The organism is Catenulispora sp. MAP12-49 (genome assembly GCF_041262705.1).
GTDB lineage: Bacteria > Actinomycetota > Actinomycetes > Streptomycetales > Catenulisporaceae > Catenulispora.
The window spans coordinates 1-15,440 of record NZ_JBGCCP010000046.1; the positions used below are offsets into that span (position 1 = coordinate 1).

Annotated in this window: 11 protein-coding genes; 6 read left to right on the top strand and 5 right to left on the bottom strand. The window is 70.2% G+C overall.

Annotated features, from left to right (window positions below):
* Positions 1-205 precede the first annotated feature (205 nt).
* A complete protein-coding gene (locus tag ABIA35_RS43915; RefSeq protein ID WP_370340841.1) occupies positions 206-910 on the bottom strand; it encodes an ABC transporter permease in 705 nt (234 codons plus the stop codon).
* Complete coding sequence (locus tag ABIA35_RS43920) at positions 907-1,836, bottom strand: ABC transporter ATP-binding protein (RefSeq protein ID WP_370340840.1); 930 nt, start codon at positions 1,834-1,836, stop codon at positions 907-909. Before ABIA35_RS43920 ends, ABIA35_RS43915 begins: the two co-directional genes overlap by 4 nt.
* Positions 1,837-1,967: 131 nt before the next feature.
* Between ABIA35_RS43920 and ABIA35_RS43925 the strand changes: the two genes are divergently transcribed.
* Positions 1,968-3,110, top strand: a complete 1,143-nt coding sequence (locus tag ABIA35_RS43925; protein ID WP_370340839.1) for a sensor histidine kinase — start codon at positions 1,968-1,970, stop codon at positions 3,108-3,110.
* Positions 3,107-3,715: a response regulator gene (locus tag ABIA35_RS43930; RefSeq protein WP_370340838.1), complete on the top strand. Its 609-nt coding sequence runs from the start codon at positions 3,107-3,109 to the stop codon at positions 3,713-3,715. The genes ABIA35_RS43925 and ABIA35_RS43930 overlap by 4 nt, the downstream gene beginning before the upstream one ends.
* Before the next feature lie 88 nt (positions 3,716-3,803).
* On the opposite strand, the gene ABIA35_RS43935 is transcribed toward ABIA35_RS43930, so the two are convergent.
* Positions 3,804-6,428, bottom strand: coding sequence for a M4 family metallopeptidase (locus ABIA35_RS43935; protein ID WP_370361986.1), 2,625 nt, complete (start codon positions 6,426-6,428; stop codon positions 3,804-3,806).
* A gap of 395 nt (positions 6,429-6,823) precedes the next feature.
* Here ABIA35_RS43935 and ABIA35_RS43940 point away from each other — a divergent pair, with 395 nt between their 5' ends.
* The 4 genes from ABIA35_RS43940 (at position 6,824) to ABIA35_RS43955 (ending at position 11,395) form a co-directional block, all read left to right on the top strand.
* Positions 6,824-8,260, top strand: a complete 1,437-nt coding sequence (locus ABIA35_RS43940; protein ID WP_370340834.1) for a S8 family serine peptidase — start codon at positions 6,824-6,826, stop codon at positions 8,258-8,260.
* A gap of 257 nt (positions 8,261-8,517) precedes the next feature.
* Positions 8,518-9,060 (top strand): SigE family RNA polymerase sigma factor, encoded by a 543-nt coding sequence (locus ABIA35_RS43945; protein ID WP_370361987.1) that lies wholly within the window; start codon positions 8,518-8,520, stop codon positions 9,058-9,060.
* 2 nt (positions 9,061-9,062) lie between these two features.
* On the top strand, positions 9,063-10,082 hold the full coding sequence (locus ABIA35_RS43950) for a hypothetical protein (protein WP_370361956.1): 1,020 nt from the start codon (positions 9,063-9,065) through the stop codon (positions 10,080-10,082).
* A gap of 110 nt (positions 10,083-10,192) precedes the next feature.
* Positions 10,193-11,395, top strand: a complete 1,203-nt coding sequence (locus ABIA35_RS43955; RefSeq protein WP_370361957.1) for a hypothetical protein — start codon at positions 10,193-10,195, stop codon at positions 11,393-11,395.
* 9 nt (positions 11,396-11,404) lie between these two features.
* On the opposite strand, the gene ABIA35_RS43960 is transcribed toward ABIA35_RS43955, so the two are convergent.
* Positions 11,405-12,118: a DsbA family oxidoreductase gene (locus tag ABIA35_RS43960; RefSeq protein ID WP_370340826.1), complete on the bottom strand. Its 714-nt coding sequence runs from the start codon at positions 12,116-12,118 to the stop codon at positions 11,405-11,407.
* Positions 12,119-12,280: 162 nt separating this feature from the next.
* Positions 12,281-15,301, bottom strand: coding sequence for an AAA family ATPase (locus ABIA35_RS43965; protein WP_370340824.1), 3,021 nt, complete (start codon positions 15,299-15,301; stop codon positions 12,281-12,283).
* Positions 15,302-15,440 lie beyond the last annotated feature (139 nt).

A 15,440-nucleotide genomic window follows, 5' to 3' on the forward strand; every position in this document is an offset into this window, starting at 1 on the left:
GGAACGACAAGCCACTGGACCGCACCCGCACCAGCCACCTCTCCCGCCTCGAACTCGCCCTCATTGCTTAACCAAATAAATGGGCAACAGGATCGTTCTGCTGCGCGGGTCATGCGACTCACTATGGGAGAGCCACTCTCTGGCGGGAAGTACGCACTTGCAAGTGCGTACTTCCCGCCTGACCTGCCTCCGCGCCTACCCGCGCCTACCTCCGCGGCTCCCACCGGAAGAAGGCCCGCGCCGCGAGCACCCCGACGGCCGCCCACGCCAGATTCGGCGCCAGCAGCAGCGGCACCTTCGCCAGCGATCCGCCGTTCCACGCCGTCGCGACCAGCTCCGCCAGGGCGCCGCCGGGCAGGGCGCGCTTGACGGCGATCAGGCTGTCGGTGCCGGTCGCCTCGAACCAGACAGCGGCCACCGTGGCGGTCAGGAAGACGGGCATGGTCGTGTACTGCGCGTGTTCCGGGGATGTGGAGAAGCCCGCGGTGGCCAGGGCCAGGCCGGTGAACATGGCTTCGGCGATCAGGACCGCGACGATCAGCAGGACCGGGTTCGCGGGGGCGTCGGCGGAGGCCAGGGCGCCGAGCACGATGGCCAGCTGCACGGCGTTCACGGCGATCAGCGGTGATACGAGCCCTGCGATGATGGCCCGGTCGGAGACCGCCGCGCCGCGCATCCGCTTTAGGTAGAGCGTCTGGCGGCGGGAGGCCAGGGTCGTCGTCGCGGTGACGTAGGTGCCCATCGCGACCATCACGACCAGCTGCACGCCCGCCACGGCGCCGCCGGCCTTGTGGGTGTCGCGGGTGAAGTAGAGGAAGCCGCCGAAGACCAGGGGGAACAGCAGCGCGCCGCCGGCCACGACGCGGTTGCGGGCGAGCATCTTGAACTCGGCTGCGGCGATGGCGTTCACGGTGTGGTCCCCTCGGTGCCGATGGCGTGGAAGATATCGTCGAGTCCTGATTCGCGGACGCTGAAGCGCATCAGTTCGTGGCCGTTCTCGGCGGCCCACAGCATCAGGGTGGTCACGTCGCGCTGGACGGCGCGGGTCCGGATCACCGCCAGGCCGTTCTCCGTGCCGGCCACCGGGACCGGGATGTCGGCCACGGCCCCGGGCGGCACGAAGCGCACCGTCGTGGTGCCCCCGGCGGTCAGCTCGGCGACCGTCCCCTGGCGGCGCAGGGTGCCGCCGTGCATCAGGCCGATGTGGTCGGCGGCCTTCTCGGCCTCCTCCAGGTAGTGCGTGGTCAGCAGGAAGGTGGTGCCGGCCGCCTTGAGCTCGCCGACCATCGCCCACAGGGCGGCGCGGGATTCCGGGTCGAGCCCGGTCGTCGGCTCGTCGAGGAAGACCAGCTCCGGCGAGCCCCACACCGCCATCGCGAAGTCGACGCGCCGCTTCTCCCCGCCGGACAGCTGCGCGACCCTGGTGGAGCGTTTCCCGGCCATGCCGACCCGCTCCAGGACCGCGTCGGCGTCGTCGCGCCGTCCCGAGATCGCGCCGGCCAGCACGAGGCTGTCGCGCACGGTGAGCTCGGCGGCCAGGCCCGACTCCTGGAGCATGATGCCCATGCGCGGCCGGACGTGGCGGCGGTCGGACGGGTCGCCGCCCAGCACCCGGACCCGGCCGGACGTCGGCGACCGGTGCCCCTCCAGGACCTCCAGCGTGGTCGTCTTGCCCGCGCCGTTGGTGCCCAGCAGCGCGTACGTCTCGCCGCGCTGGACCGTGAGGCCGAGGCCCCGGACGGCCACGTGCCCGCCGTCGGCGGAGCCGCGCTTCGCCTTGTAGGTGTAGCCCACGTCCCATGCCTCGATGACCGTGTCCTCTGTCGCTTCCCTCATGCCTTCCACGATCCCGACCGGGGGCGGGATCGCTGTAGTGCCGGGCTCTCATGACTCCGCGTGACATATGTCAGGCACAGAGGTGACGCTTGGTGGAGCCGCGCGGAACCGGCCACGCTTAGGCTGACGCCATGACGCCGGAGATCCAAGAGATGGAGATCCCCAAGACGGACATCCAGAAGACACAGATCCACCAGTCCTGGTCGCACGCCGATGCCGGCGAGCCGGCGCTGGCCCGGATGCGCCGCTTCACGACCTGGATCATGGTCTTCGTGGTGGCCGCCTATGTGCTCCTGGTCGGCGTGGCGCAGGGCAAGTCCTCGACGGTCTTGCTGGTGCTCTCCCTGGCGGTCGGGGCTCTGGTCTGCTGGCAGTGCGTGCACTGGGAACACGGTGCGCGACCCGCCCTCGCCGGCGCGGCGCTGCTGGCGTCCTACGGTTTGTCGTGGGCGATCGCGATCACTCACCACAGCCCGCAGGCCGCGGTCGCGTTCTCCCTGTCCGCGGCCCTGGTGGCGAACACTCCCCCGTTCCTGCGGTGGTGGTGGAGCCTGCTGGCCGTCGGGCTGGCCGTCCTGCCGGTGGCCGTGTTCGGCGACGCGGCAGCCGTCATTGGCGTGACCGCGATGACCTCCGCCGCCCTGGCCCTGTTCCGGGGCAACCGTTTCGGCTTCGGCCTCTACCTCGAGATCGACCAGGCCCGCCGGGCCACGGCGGACCTGGCCGTCATGCGCGAGCGGTACCGGTTCGCCGCCGACCTGCACGACATCCAGGGGCAGGCGCTGCACGTCAGCCGGCTGAAGCTGCAACTGGCCGACAAGCTGCTCGACAAGGACCCGGCCCTGGCCCGGACGCACGTGCGCGAGGCCGAACAGCTCATCGCGGAGACCATCGCCGAGACCCGGAGCCTGGCCTACGGCGAGCGCGGCGTCACCCTGGCCGGCGAGCTGGCGAACTCCGAGTCGCTGGTCCGCGCGGCCGGGATCGAGCTGGACGTCCGGGGCCGCGCGCCGATCGGGCACCGGCTCGACGAGCTGTTCGCGCTGGTGGTGCGCGAGGCCACCACCAACCTGCTGCGGCACGCGCAGGCCGAGCACGTCCTGGTCGAGCTCGGACCGGACTCGGTGCGCATCGTCAACGACGGCGCGACGGACGCGACGCAGGAGCTGAGCGGACTGGCCCGGCTCGGGGAACGCTTCGCGGCCCTCGGCGGCACGCTGGAGACCTCGCAGACCGGCACGACCTTCGCGACCTCGGCGCGGGGGGCATCGTGATCCGCGTCCTGATCGCCGACGACGAGACCCTGCTGCGCAGCGCGCTCGCCAGCCTGCTTGACATGTCCGAGCAGCTCCGGGTCGTGGCCCAGGCCCGCGACGGCGCCGAGGCGGTGGCCCTGGCCGCCGACGTCGACGTCGACCCGGACGTGGTCCTGCTGGACCTGGAGATGCCGCGCCTGGACGGCCTGGAGGCGGCGCGGCGCATCATCGCCGCCCGCCCCGACCAAGCCGTCGTGCTGCTCACCCGGCACGCCCGCGCCGGGGTCCTGCGCACGGCCCTGGCCGCCGGCGTCCGCGGCTTCCTGCCGAAGTCCGTCGACCCGGGAGAACTGGAACGCGCGATCGTCCACGTGCACGGCGGCAAGCGCTGGATCGACGCCGACATCTCCGCCGCCGCGATGATGGACGACTGCCCGCTCACGGAACGGGAGCTCGACGTCCTCCGGCTGACGACGGAGGGCTTGAGCGTGCGGGAGATCAGCGATCGGGTGCATCTGGCTTCGGGGACCGTGCGGAATTATCTGTCCTCTGCGATGCAGAAGACCGGGGCTCCGTCACGGCATGTCGCCGCGCGGATCGCGACGGAGCGGGGCTGGCTTTAGCCGGCCGCACCATCGGGTACGGCGATGCCCCTCCCGTCTCGGAAGGGGCATCGCCGGTCAGAACGTCACTGCGGATGCAGGACCGGTGTCAGTTGACGTTCAGCGCGGTGTCATCGACCACGAAGGACGTCTGCAGCGACGAGTCCTCGGTGCCGGTGAACTTCAGACTGATGGTCTGGCCGATGTAGCTGGCCAGGCTGAAGGAGTGGGACACGTAGCCGCTGGCGGCGTTCAGGTTGCTGTAGGTCGCCAGGGTGCCGAGCACGGCCCCCGAGGAGTTCAGCACCTGCACCGACAGCTTGTCGTACGCCGTGCTGCCCGTCGTCTCCGCCGTGTCGATGTGGACGTAGAAGGAGAAGTTCGCCGTCGTGCACGAAGCCGGGATCGTCACCTGCTGTGCGAGCGTGTCGGTGTGGGTGGTGCCGTAGCCGTCCAGCCACGCCTTCCAGCTGCCCGAGTGAGCCGCTTCGGACGAGCTGTTGTCGATGACCCCGGAGGAGGCGGTCCACGGCGCGGCGCTACCGGTCTCGAAGCCGGCGTTGCCCAACAGCTGCGAGGCGGTGCAGCCACCGCTGGCCGGGTTCACCGTCCAGCTGAAGGTGGTGCTGCCCGAGGCGGTGCCCGAGGACGCCGTCACCGTGACACTGGAGGTGCCGGCGGCGGTCGGGGTTCCGGTGATGGCGCCGGAGCTGCTGATCGACAGGCCGGCCGGAAGACCGGTGGCCGAGTAGGTCAGCGCCTTGCCCGCCGAGTCGGTCGCCGAGATCTGCAGGGTGCTGATCGCGGTGCCGGCCGTCGAGGTCTGGCTGCCCGGGTTGGTGACCGACACGGTCTCGCTGCCGGAACCGTTCACCGTCAAGGTGAATGTCGCGGTATGCGTCGCCGAGGCGCCGGTCCCGGTGATGGTCACCGGATAACTGCCGGCCGGTGTGCCGGCCGCCGTGCTCAGGGTCAGCGTCGAGGTCGAGCCGGTGGTGACCGACGCCGGGTTGAACGAGGCGGTGGCGCCGGAGGGCAGGCCGGAGGCCGACAGCGCCACCGACTGGGCCGATCCGCTGGTCAGGGTGGTGGACACGGTCGCGGACAGGGAGCTGCCGGGGTTGACCGAGCCCGAGGTCGGGGACACCGCCATCGAGAAGTCGTTGGTGCTGGCGGTGCAGGTCGGCTCGCCGGACTGGACCGGGACGCTGACCGCGGTCCAGGCCGCCTTGACCGTGTTGAACTCGGCGCAGGTCGGGTCCAGGGTCTTGGCCGCCTGCAGGGTCCAGACGCGGTACTTCAGGTACGAGGCTCCCGAGGTCTTCAGCAGCATCGCGTTGTACATGATCTTCTCGGCGTTCTGGATGCCGACGCCGGTGACCGTGGAGTTGTTGCAGGTCGGGCTGGTCGGCTGGCCGTTGGTCGGGTTGGTCCCCTCGGCCACCAGGTAGAACCAGTGGTTGCCGGGGCCGGCCGCGGCGTGCACCTCGTCGCCCGGGATGGAGCTGGAGTAGCAGTTCGGGTCGCCGTTGATCAGCGAGGGGTTGTACATGTTGCGGATCGGCCCGGTGCCCTCGAGGTTGATCTGCTCGCCGACGGTGAAGTCCGGCACGTCGTACGGCGCCGGCTCGTTGGTGAACCACTCGGTGGAGGCGCCGAAGGTGTCGGCGACGAACTCCTGGGTCCCGTTGCCGGATATACCGCCCGGGGTGTGGTCGTCGACGCCGTGGCCCATCTCGTGCGCGATGACGTCGATGGCGCCGATCCACTGGCCCTGGGAGTTGTAGCCGATCTGGACCTGGGAGCCGTCGTAGTAGGCGTTCTCCTCCTGGTCGCCCACGCGGATCGGCCAGGCGCCGCCGTTGCCGTCCATGCCGTTGCGCCCGTCCCACTGGGCGAGCATCTTGAACTCGGACTGCGCGCCGAACAGGGCGTCCACGCAGCCGGTCTCACGGCTGGTCTTGTCGGTGCTGCCCCAGACGTCGGTGGACTTGGTGAACGTGGTGTCGTTCGCCGCGTCCTGACAGGGCATGTTGGTGATGTTCGGGGTGTTCATCGAGTACGAACTGCCCGAGCCCGAGGTGTCGATGTGGACCGGGTTGGGGCCGTTCCACGCGCTGGTGCCGCTGCCGTGCTCGACGTGCTCCTGCGTGTGCAGGACCGCGCCGGTCTTGGCGTCGACGTCCACGCTCAGCCGGCTGTAGCCGTCGTCGCCGGTGCCGTCGACCGTGGTCTCCCAGGCCAGCGTGGCCGGAGCGGAGCCCAGCGCGTACACGACGAGCTGCGTGCCCTCGACCTTGGTCACCGACTTCAGCTGCCCGGAGGCCACCGAGGCGGCCTTGGCGCTGCTGAGCGTCGGGGTGGTGGACAGGGCGCCGATGGCGTGGTCCTGGGCGACCGACTGGAACACGACCTGGCCGGCGCCGTTGGTGGCGATGACGAAGTCGCCGCCGACCACGGGCAGGCCCGAGTACGTGCGCAGATACGGCACATACTGGGCGCCGTTGGAGGAGATGACCTGCTGGCGCACGAACTGGTCGTTCGCGCTGGCGTGCAGGTACGCGGGCCGGGCGGCGACGAGTGCGTCAGCACTCTGAGCAGCCAGGGTTTGCGCGTTCGGGGTGACAGCCGGTCCGCCGGCGGCGGCCGCTGTGACCGGTCCGGCGGACAGCGCGGTGACGCCGGCCGCGACGGCGGTGCCGACGGCCAGGCCGGCGGCGAGCAGTCGCGGCATACGGCCGCGCTTGGAGTGGGGACGATGCGGTCTCACGGGCTTCCTTTCGCGGGGTTGTGCGAAGGGGGGCGGGGGAGAGCGCGTGCGCCGATGCTTGGTGGCATGGGCCCAGCGCAAGACGCCAAGGTTTTGTGCAGAGTTTGCTAAGAGTGTTCTAAGAACCCTGACGTTGGTTCGGAAAGTAACCGCCCATACGCCGAACGTCAACGATCGCGAGGGCTCAGCAAGGGTGGACCCGCCCCGGACGGATCGGATCGCGCCTCCTAGGGCGAAACCCCGAACCCGCATAACGATTCGATCAACCGCAGGCCAGCGCCATTGCGCACGTCCCGGCTTTTGAGTGTTGTGCACAGTGCACTGTTCCATCGGGGTGTCTTTCAAAGACTAGGAGTCACATGAGCACCCGCAAACGTGCCACCCGCGCCGGAGCGCTCACGCTCGCCATAGCGAGCGCGTTCACCCTGGCTGCTTCGACCGCCGCGTCCACCGTGACGTCCGCGGGCATCCAGGGCTCTGGCAAGAGCGTCCAGGTGCACCCCATGACCTGGGGAAGCCGGGAAGTGGCAGACCTGCCGACACCGCTGGCGACATCAGCGTGTCTGGCGCAGCTGGGCATCAACTGCTACAGCCCGCTGCAGTACCGCAGCGCGTACGACCTGAACCCGTTGTACCAGGCCGGGATCACCGGCCGGGGGAAGACGATCCTGATCGTCGACTCCTACGGGTCGCCCACCATCCAGGCCGACCTGGACACCTTCGACAAGCAGTGGGGTCTGCCGGACACCAAGGTGGACATCCGGCAGTTCGGGACCATCCCGGCGTTCGACCCGACCGACTCGACCATGGTCGGGTGGGCCGAGGAGACGACGCTGGACGTCGAGTACGCGCACGCGATGGCGCCGGGTGCGAAGATCGTGCTGGCCGAGACCGCCGTCGCCGAAACCGAGGGCGTGACCGGCCTGCCGGAGATGATGAACGCTGAGAAGTCGCTCATCGACGCCGGCGTCCCCGACGTGATCTCGCAGAGCTTCGGCGCCACCGAGGACACCTTCCCCGGGTTCGCGAACCACGACTACTCCTCGCTGACGGACCTGCGGTACGCGTTCAAGGACGCCGCGGCGCACCACGTGACGGTCCTGGCCTCGGCCGGCGACAACGGCGTGACCAGCCAGACCCTCGACGGCAACGGGTTCTTCCCCTACCCGGCGAACTCCTGGCCCTCCGCGGACCCGCTGGTCACCTCGATCGGCGGCACCTACCCGGCGATCGACGACAGCGGCAAGCGCACCGCCCCGGACGTCACCGGCAACGACAACAACCTGCTGGACCCCGGCGGCGTCGTCGGCGGCGGCGGGCAGTCCCACGTGTTCAAGCGCCCGGACTACCAGGACGGCGTGAAGAACGTGGTCGGCGCCCAGCGCGGCACCCCGGACATCTCCTTCAGCGCGACCCTGTCGGGCGCGGCATGGGTGTACTTCAGCTTCACCCGCCCGGGCTGGCACCTGATCGCCGGCACCAGCGAGTCCTGCCCGATCATGTCCGGCGTGGTGGCCCTGGCCGACCAGGCCGCCGGCCACCGCCTCGGCACCATCAACCCGGCGCTGTACCAACTGGGCCGCCTGTCGACGAACGCGAAGTTCGGCAAGTTCACGGGCATCCAGGACGTGACCGTCGGCAACATCAGCGACAACGGCGTGACCGGCCCCAGCGCCGGCCCCGGCTACGACATGGCGACCGGCTGGGGCACCATCGACGGGGCGTACTTCGTCCCGGCGCTGGCGCTGGCCGCATCCGCTCAGGGCGATGACAACCAGGGGAACCGGGGCCACTGAGGTCTGGGTTTCACTGGGTACTGACACGCACTGACGCGTACTGACAACGTACTGACAAGCTCGCCGGCCGCACTCCAAGGTGCGGCCGGCGAGCTTTTTGCCGCCCGCGGCAGCTGTCCAGTCTCATAAGATCCTCCGCAGCCGGGACCGAGACCGAACCGTGATGTAACCGCCCCCGGCCGCCGCGCGTAATCCCACCGACGCCGCGAACGAGGGCGTGGCGACGTGACGGGGAGGGGGCTGTATGGGGGGGCGAGCTGGATCGGGATTTCGACGCCTTCTACGCCGCGACGTACCGGCGGATCGTCGGTCAGATCTATGCGATGACGGGCAGCCTGCACGAGGCGGAGGACAGCGTTCAGGAGGCTTACGCGCGGGCGTGGCAGCGGTGGGCCAAGCTGTCCGTCGAGCACGGCGATCCCGAGGCGTGGGTGCGCACCGTTGCCGCTCGGCTGGCGGTGTCCTCCTGGCGCAAGGCCGTCAACCGGCTGAAGGCTCATCGGCGCGATCACAGGGCGGCCGAGGTGTCCGGGATGAATCCGGACCATCTGGCCGTCGTGGCCGCGCTGCGCAGGATCTCCGCCGACCAGCGGCGGGCGATCGTGCTCTATCACTACGCGGGGCTGTCGATCGAGGAGATCGCGTCCGAGACCGGCGCGCTTCCCAGCGCCGTCAAGGCGCGGCTGGCGCGCGGTCGCAGGGCTTTGGCACCCCACCTGACCGAGTTCGCGGACAGCCTGGACGAACCCCGGCCGCCGCGGTCGTCCGCTCAGACCCAGCCCAGCCGAAGGGAGATCTAGCCGTGGCCAAGGATTTCGACGCCACCCTCTCGGAGGCCATCGACCTCGCGGCCGGAGCCGCACAGGGCCCGGGCGCCACAGCGGCCCGGATCCGGGGAGGCAGGCGCACCCGGCGCAAGCGGGTCGCACTGTCCGCCACGTCGTTCATGCTCGTCGCCGCCGTCTCGACCGCCGCGTTCGCCTTGTCCTCGTCGAATCGCGGCGCCACACCGCAACCTCCGGCGGCGACCACCAGCACGCCGCCCACCACCGCTCCGACCTCGACACCGGCCACCGTCCCGAGCTCCACGGACGAACCGGCCACGAACACTCCCCCCACGAGCACATCGGGGACATCGGGGACATCGATCACTTCAGGGACATCCACAAGTACGTCAAGCGCATCAAGTGCGCCGCCGACCTCGTCCGGGACGAGCGCCTCCGCCCCGCCGGCCGTCATCACGACGACCTCGCTCAGTCCAGATCAGGTGCCCTTCTACAGCCTCGCGAACTGGTCCGCCGCCGCGCCTCTTGATTGCACGGGAAGCCTGGTCTTCAGCGTTGACGCCTCGGACAACTGCCCGTCGTACAAGTCGGCGGGAAATGCCCACGCCGCCCAGAAGGCGACCGTCGTCATGTACGGGTCTTGGGGCCTTGCCGTCGGGTTCGCCTACCAAGACTTCTTCACCTACGCGAACGCCGCCGACGCACAGGCCGCTTTCCAGTCCCTCACCCAAGGACTCCTCGCCGAGGGTCCGCTGTACAACGGTGCTATCGATCCCAGCACCAATCTCCCGATGGCCAGCACGACCACCATCACCGCGCAGAGAACCGGAAGTATGGCCATCTATCACAAGCTGCGTGACAACAATGGCGCCCCCGGCAGATTGAGCGGCTTGAACGGCGGCGCCTCGGATCGTCATTTCTACTGCACGGTCAGGGGGAACGTCATGGCCATCGTTGTGGCCATGGGCGATCCGTCCATGAGCAACACGTCGAACGACAAGACGACTTTGGCCGCGGTTGCCGGCACGTTGACCTGACCCAGCCCGGCGTTCCCGGGGACTCAGCAGCAGATCAGGCCACTTCTTCATGTCGTGCTGCCCGGATTCGGGCGCGCAAGAAACACCGCAAGAAATACAGGAGATCCACAGTGTCGATCGCAGAATGCGAATCAGGCCGGCGAATCGCCGATACGGAGGCCGTGAAGACGCCGGGCGAGTCCCTACGCGGGTTTCGTTGGAACAACCTGGCCATCTACTTGGCAGCTGTCGCGACGGCGGTCTACACCGGATTCCGACTGCCGCTCCTGTGGGCAACGACTTTTCAGGCGGTGTCCCTGCAGGACGGTTTCTACCGCCGATTCCTGATCGGCACTGTCCTACAACCCTTCGCGGCGCTGTTCGGGTACTCCTACTGGTTCTACACCGGGGTGACGTTCCTGGCATTGGCGATATTGCTGACGGTGCTCGGGGTGGTGTTCGTCCGGGCCCCGCTTTCGGGTCGCAGCGTGCTGATTGTGGTCTGGCTACTGTTCCCGACCGGCGGGTTCTGGTTCAACGAGGCCGGCTACCTCGACCAGTTCCTGTACCTGGGCCTGCTGGCGGCGCTATGGCTGCGGTCCCGGCAACGGGTCTGGGCCGCCGCCGCGGTGATGGCGTTGACGCCGCTCGTCCATGAGATCGCCGCACTCACCGTCATGCCGGTCTACGCCTTCGTGGTCCTCACCGAGGAACCACGGGTGAAGCGCGCCATCGCGATGCTCGTGCCGGCCTGCGTCACCGGAGCCGTCATGCTGCTCGACCGCCCGGCGGCGGCGGACGCGATCGACCGATCCCGGCGCCGCTTGGCGCACACCGACTGGAAGCCGAGGCCCGACGTGTACGAGGTGTTCACTCGTACCCCCAAGCAGGCCTGGCACCTGTACTCGATCCACGGGATCATGGTCATCAACCTGCCGATGATCGTGCTCGCCGTCGGCGGTTTCTGGGTCCTGCACCTGATCGGCAAGAAGTCACCCGATCTGCACTGGGCCCACGCCGCCCTCGCCACCGCGGCAGCCGGCGGCCCGACACTGCTGGCCTTCGCCGGCTGGGACGCGATGCGCTGGGGCTACATCCTCGCCACGAACTTCTGCCTCGTGATGTGGCTCTGGTGGGGATGGCACGAAAGGAACGGCTCGCCATTCCAGATGACGACGCTGCAGTGGGTCGTCCTCATCGGGCTGCTGCTCGTGGCATCGCGCACCCCGTTCGCCTACCTGGAGACGAACCCGCGCATCATCGACTGGAACGGCGTCGCCGACTTCCTGCATGCCGTGCATAACGGCACGATGTTCCGGATACCGCCGTTTTAGCCCGGGTCTTTACGGGATCTCGCACCCGTCCGGCCCGCACACCGCGCCGTCCGGAGCGGCCTGGCCGACGACCTTCAGTGCCGGCGTCTGTGCGGCCCAGGCCTCCTGCAGTGCCTGGGTGAAGACCTCGGCGGGCTGGCCGCCGGAGACGCCGAATTTGCGGTCCAGGACGAAGAACGGGACGCCGTTCGCGCCCAGCATCTGCGCCTCCTGTTCGTCGGCGCGGACTTCGGCGGCGTAGGCCGTTTCGTCGGCGAGGACCGCGCGGGCTTCGTCCGGGTTCAGGCCGACCTGCTCGGCGAGCTCGACGAGGCGGTCGTCGTCGAACAGGGAGCGCTCGTCGGCGAAGTGGTGGTGGAACAGGGCGCCGACGAGTTCCTTCTGCTTGCCGCGGGCGTTGGCGAAGTGGATCAGGCGGTGCATGTCGAAGGTGTTGCCGACGTCGTGGGCGCCGAAGATGTACTCCAGGCCGGTGGCGTGGGCGTTGGAGGCGACGCGCTCCTCGGCGGCCTTCGCCTGTTCCAGGCTCATTCCGTACTTGCTCGCCAGCATCGGGATCACGTCGGAGACCGCGCCCTTGGGGAGGGTCGGGTCCAGTTCGAAGGAGCGGAAGACCACCTCGACGTCGTCCTTGTGGGCGAAGGCCTGCAGGCCCTGCTCGAAACGCGCCTTGCCGATGTAGCACCAGGGGCAGGCGACGTCACTCCAGATCTCGACGCGCACGGCGGTTCACTCCTCTATCGGTGGGGCCCATCGGTGGGGGTCTGTCGATGGGGCTCGAAAAGGTCGATCGAAGCCAGATGTGCGGGCCCGGAGGGGGTTGGGCCCGCACATCTAGTTCAACGGTGAACTACCGTGGGGAATTCCGCAGGGCAACGTGACCCGTCACACGTGCTCCACCCGCGACACCGGTTCGGCGCCGGCCAGCTCCGCGCGGCTGCTCACGCCGAAGCGCCGGAACAGGCGCGTCAGGTTGCCCTCGACGGCCTTCACCGATACCTGCAGGGCTGCTGCTATCTGGCGGTTCGTAGCGCCGGAGCGCACGAGTTCCACGATCTGCCGCTCGGTCGCGCTCAGCGGCTCGGCCGGGGTGTCCAGGCGGGCCAGGCGGCCCTGGACGAAGCGCAGCCAGGGGCCGCAGCCGGCCGCCGCGTAGGCCGTCGCCGCCGATTCCCACGCGGTGCGGGCCGCCGCGCGGCGGCGGGCGCGCCGCTCCAGCTCGCCGAGGGTCACCTCGGCGCGGGCTATCTCCAGCGGGTAGGCGTGCTCGGCGGGGATCGCTGCGCGCAGGCGGTCGGCGGCTTCGCGGGCGTCGGCGGCCAGGCCGTGGCGCAGCAGGCGGGCGCGGGTCAGGCCGAGCTTGACGACGTCGCGTTCCAGGCGGCGGGCGGCCTCCTGGGCTTCGTCGAGGATGCGGTCGGCCGCCGAGAACGAGCCGCAGCGGGCCAGGGTCTCGGCCAGGTCGGCGTCGACCAGGAAGGTCGCGGGGTCGACCATGCCGACGTTGCGCATCAGGGTCCTGCCGCGGGCCAGGTGGTGCGCGGCCTGGGAGGAGCGGTCCAGCAGCAGCTCGGCACGGCCCAGGAAGGCGTGCGCGTAGCCGGTGAACTCCGAGTCGCCCGAGGCGGTGCCGGCTTCTATCGCGCGCTGGGCGAAGTCCACGGCAGCCTCCGCACTGCCGTTGGACAACTCCGCCGCGGCGGACAGGATCAGCGCCTGAACGCTGGAGGAGCCGGTCTCGGCGCGCAGCCGGCTGCCCAGCAGCGCCGCCTCGTGCGCCTGGCGGCACAGGCCGGCCCGCTCGTTGACCGAGGCCACCAGGTGCAGCACGTCGCCGAGGTCGCGCAGGCGGCCGGCGCGCTCGACGTCGGCGCGCAGCCGGGCCGCGGTGGCCAGGGCGTCGGCGACGTCGCCGCGGCGCAGGAACCAGATGATCAGGGACTTGCGGACGGCTATGGAGGGCAGTGTCAGGTCCCCGCCCAGACCCAGTGCCTCGGCCTCCTCCAGCGACTCGATGGCGCGCTCGGGGTCGGTCTGGATCTCGGTCGGGACGCGCATCGCGATGGACTCCGCGCGCAGGTTCCGGTCGCCGGTGGTCAGGGCGTACTCCTCGGCCCGGCCCAGGGCGGCCAGCGCCGCCTCGACCGAACCGGAGCGGAAGGCGTGGTCGGCACGCTGCAAGCTGACGCGCGCCTGCAGGTCCGGGCGCCCGGCGGCGTCGGCCTCGGCGGCTTCGAGCAGGACGGCCTGCGCGGAAATGTCGTCGTCGAGCTCGACCAGCAGCAGGCGCGCGCCGACGCGGCAGGCCGGGTCCGGTCCGGCCGCGACGGCCTCGGCGGCCTCGCGTGCCTGGCGCGGCAGGCCGGCGTCGAAGGCGGCGCGGGCGGCTTCGAGGCGGCGGCGGGAGGCCACGTCGCTGTCGACCGCCGGGTGCGCGGCATCGTGCGTCGTCTCGTGTGTCGCCGGGTGCGCGGCATCGTGCGTCGTCTCGTGCGCCGACAAATCCGCCGTCGGGTCCGCGGCCGGTTTCGCGGTCGGGTCCGCCGCCGGCACGCCGGCATTCGCCAGGCCCGCGCTCGCGCCGGCGTCCGGCTGCGGGACGTCACCGGAGGCGTCGGCAAAGGCATCCGTAGAGGCGTGGGCGGTGGCATGGGTCGCGCGGGCGGTCCCGTTCACCGACAAGCTGTCGGTACCGTTCGCCACCGTCACGCCGTCCGCCGGCGTGCGGTCGGCGGCCATCCGGAACAGCTCGGCGGCGGTGCCCGGGGCGCCGCGGAACACCGCGATGCGGGCGGCCTCCTCGAGCTCGGAAGCCAGTCCCTCGGTGGCGTCCGAGGTCGCCAACGCGTGGTGCCGCGCGCGTTCCAGCGGGTCATCGTGGGCCTGGGCCAGCTTCGCGTGGCACTCCTGGCGGGCCCCTATATCAGCGTCCGCATACACGATCTCGCGCAGCAGCGGGTGCGCGAAGCGCGGCTCCAGGTCCCGCCCGGAGACGATGATGCCGGAGGCCAGGGCCTGCGAGAGTCCCCATTCGTGGCCGGCCAGCAGTTCGCGCGGCGGGCGGGCGGCGGTCGAGATCAGCAGCAGCGCGTCGCGGGCGGCCTTGGGCAGCGCGTGCAGCCGGTCGGCGAGCAGGCCGCGCAGCCGCTCGGGCACCAGGAGCGGGTCGCCGGGCTGGACCACCGTCCCCGATCGCAGTGCGGCACGGCCCAACTCCAGTGCGTAAAAAGGGTTGCCGCCGCTGGCGTCCCGGATCCGCTGCGACAGCTTGTCGGTGGGGCGCAGGCCCAGGCGGGTCCGCAGCAGTTCGGAGACCACCGGGCCGGGCAGGTTGCCCAGGGCGATCTCGACCGCGTCCTCCGGCAGCAGTCCCCACCAGGTGGGCTCCTGCCCCTCGGAGAGCCGTTCGGCCGCCAGCACGCGCACGCGGCTGCCCTGGCGGCGGCGCACGGCGAAGGCCAGCACCTCGGCGGTGGCCGAGTCCAGGCAGTTGACGTCGTCCAGGATCAGCAGCACCGGACGCTCCGCGGACAGCGCGCGCAGCGCCTCGACCACCGCGACGCGGATCGCCAGCTGGTCGGTGGCCGCCCCGTCGGGGACCGAGCGCATCAGGACACCGTCGAAGGCCGGGCGCAGGTGATAAGGCACCACTTCTGGCCGGGAAGCGACGGCGTCGGAGAACAGGTCGTACAGGCCCAGATACGGGAGCCAGGACTCGGCCGCCGCGGACGCGGAGCGCAGCACCAGCTGCCCGGCGGCCGCACACGCCGAGCCGATCGCGTCCAACAGCGCCGATTTGCCGATCCCGGCCGGGCCGCTCACCAGGACCCCGCCGCCGGCGGCCAAGGCCGCCATGCATTTCTCGAGCGTCTGCTGCCGGCCGAGTATCGCTGGTGCGTCCTTCACGCAAGGAAGTGTCCTCCCGTCTGCGGCCTATTGGCGAGTCCGAAGTACCGGCTCGTGCACAGAGCGTCTCGGACATACGGCGAAATGCCTTATGTCCGATTCCTCCTTATTTTCGGGCCCTAAATCAATCACTGGATAT

Coding starts and splice junctions, on each gene's coding strand:
- ABIA35_RS43920 (WP_370340840.1), bottom strand. CDS start 1,836: ATGAGGGAAGCGACAGAGGACACGGTCATCGAGGCATGGGACGTGGGC.
- ABIA35_RS43925 (WP_370340839.1), top strand. CDS start 1,968: ATGACGCCGGAGATCCAAGAGATGGAGATCCCCAAGACGGACATCCAG.
- ABIA35_RS43935 (WP_370361986.1), bottom strand. CDS start 6,428: ATGCCGCGACTGCTCGCCGCCGGCCTGGCCGTCGGCACCGCCGTCGCG.
- ABIA35_RS43940 (WP_370340834.1), top strand. CDS start 6,824: ATGAGCACCCGCAAACGTGCCACCCGCGCCGGAGCGCTCACGCTCGCC.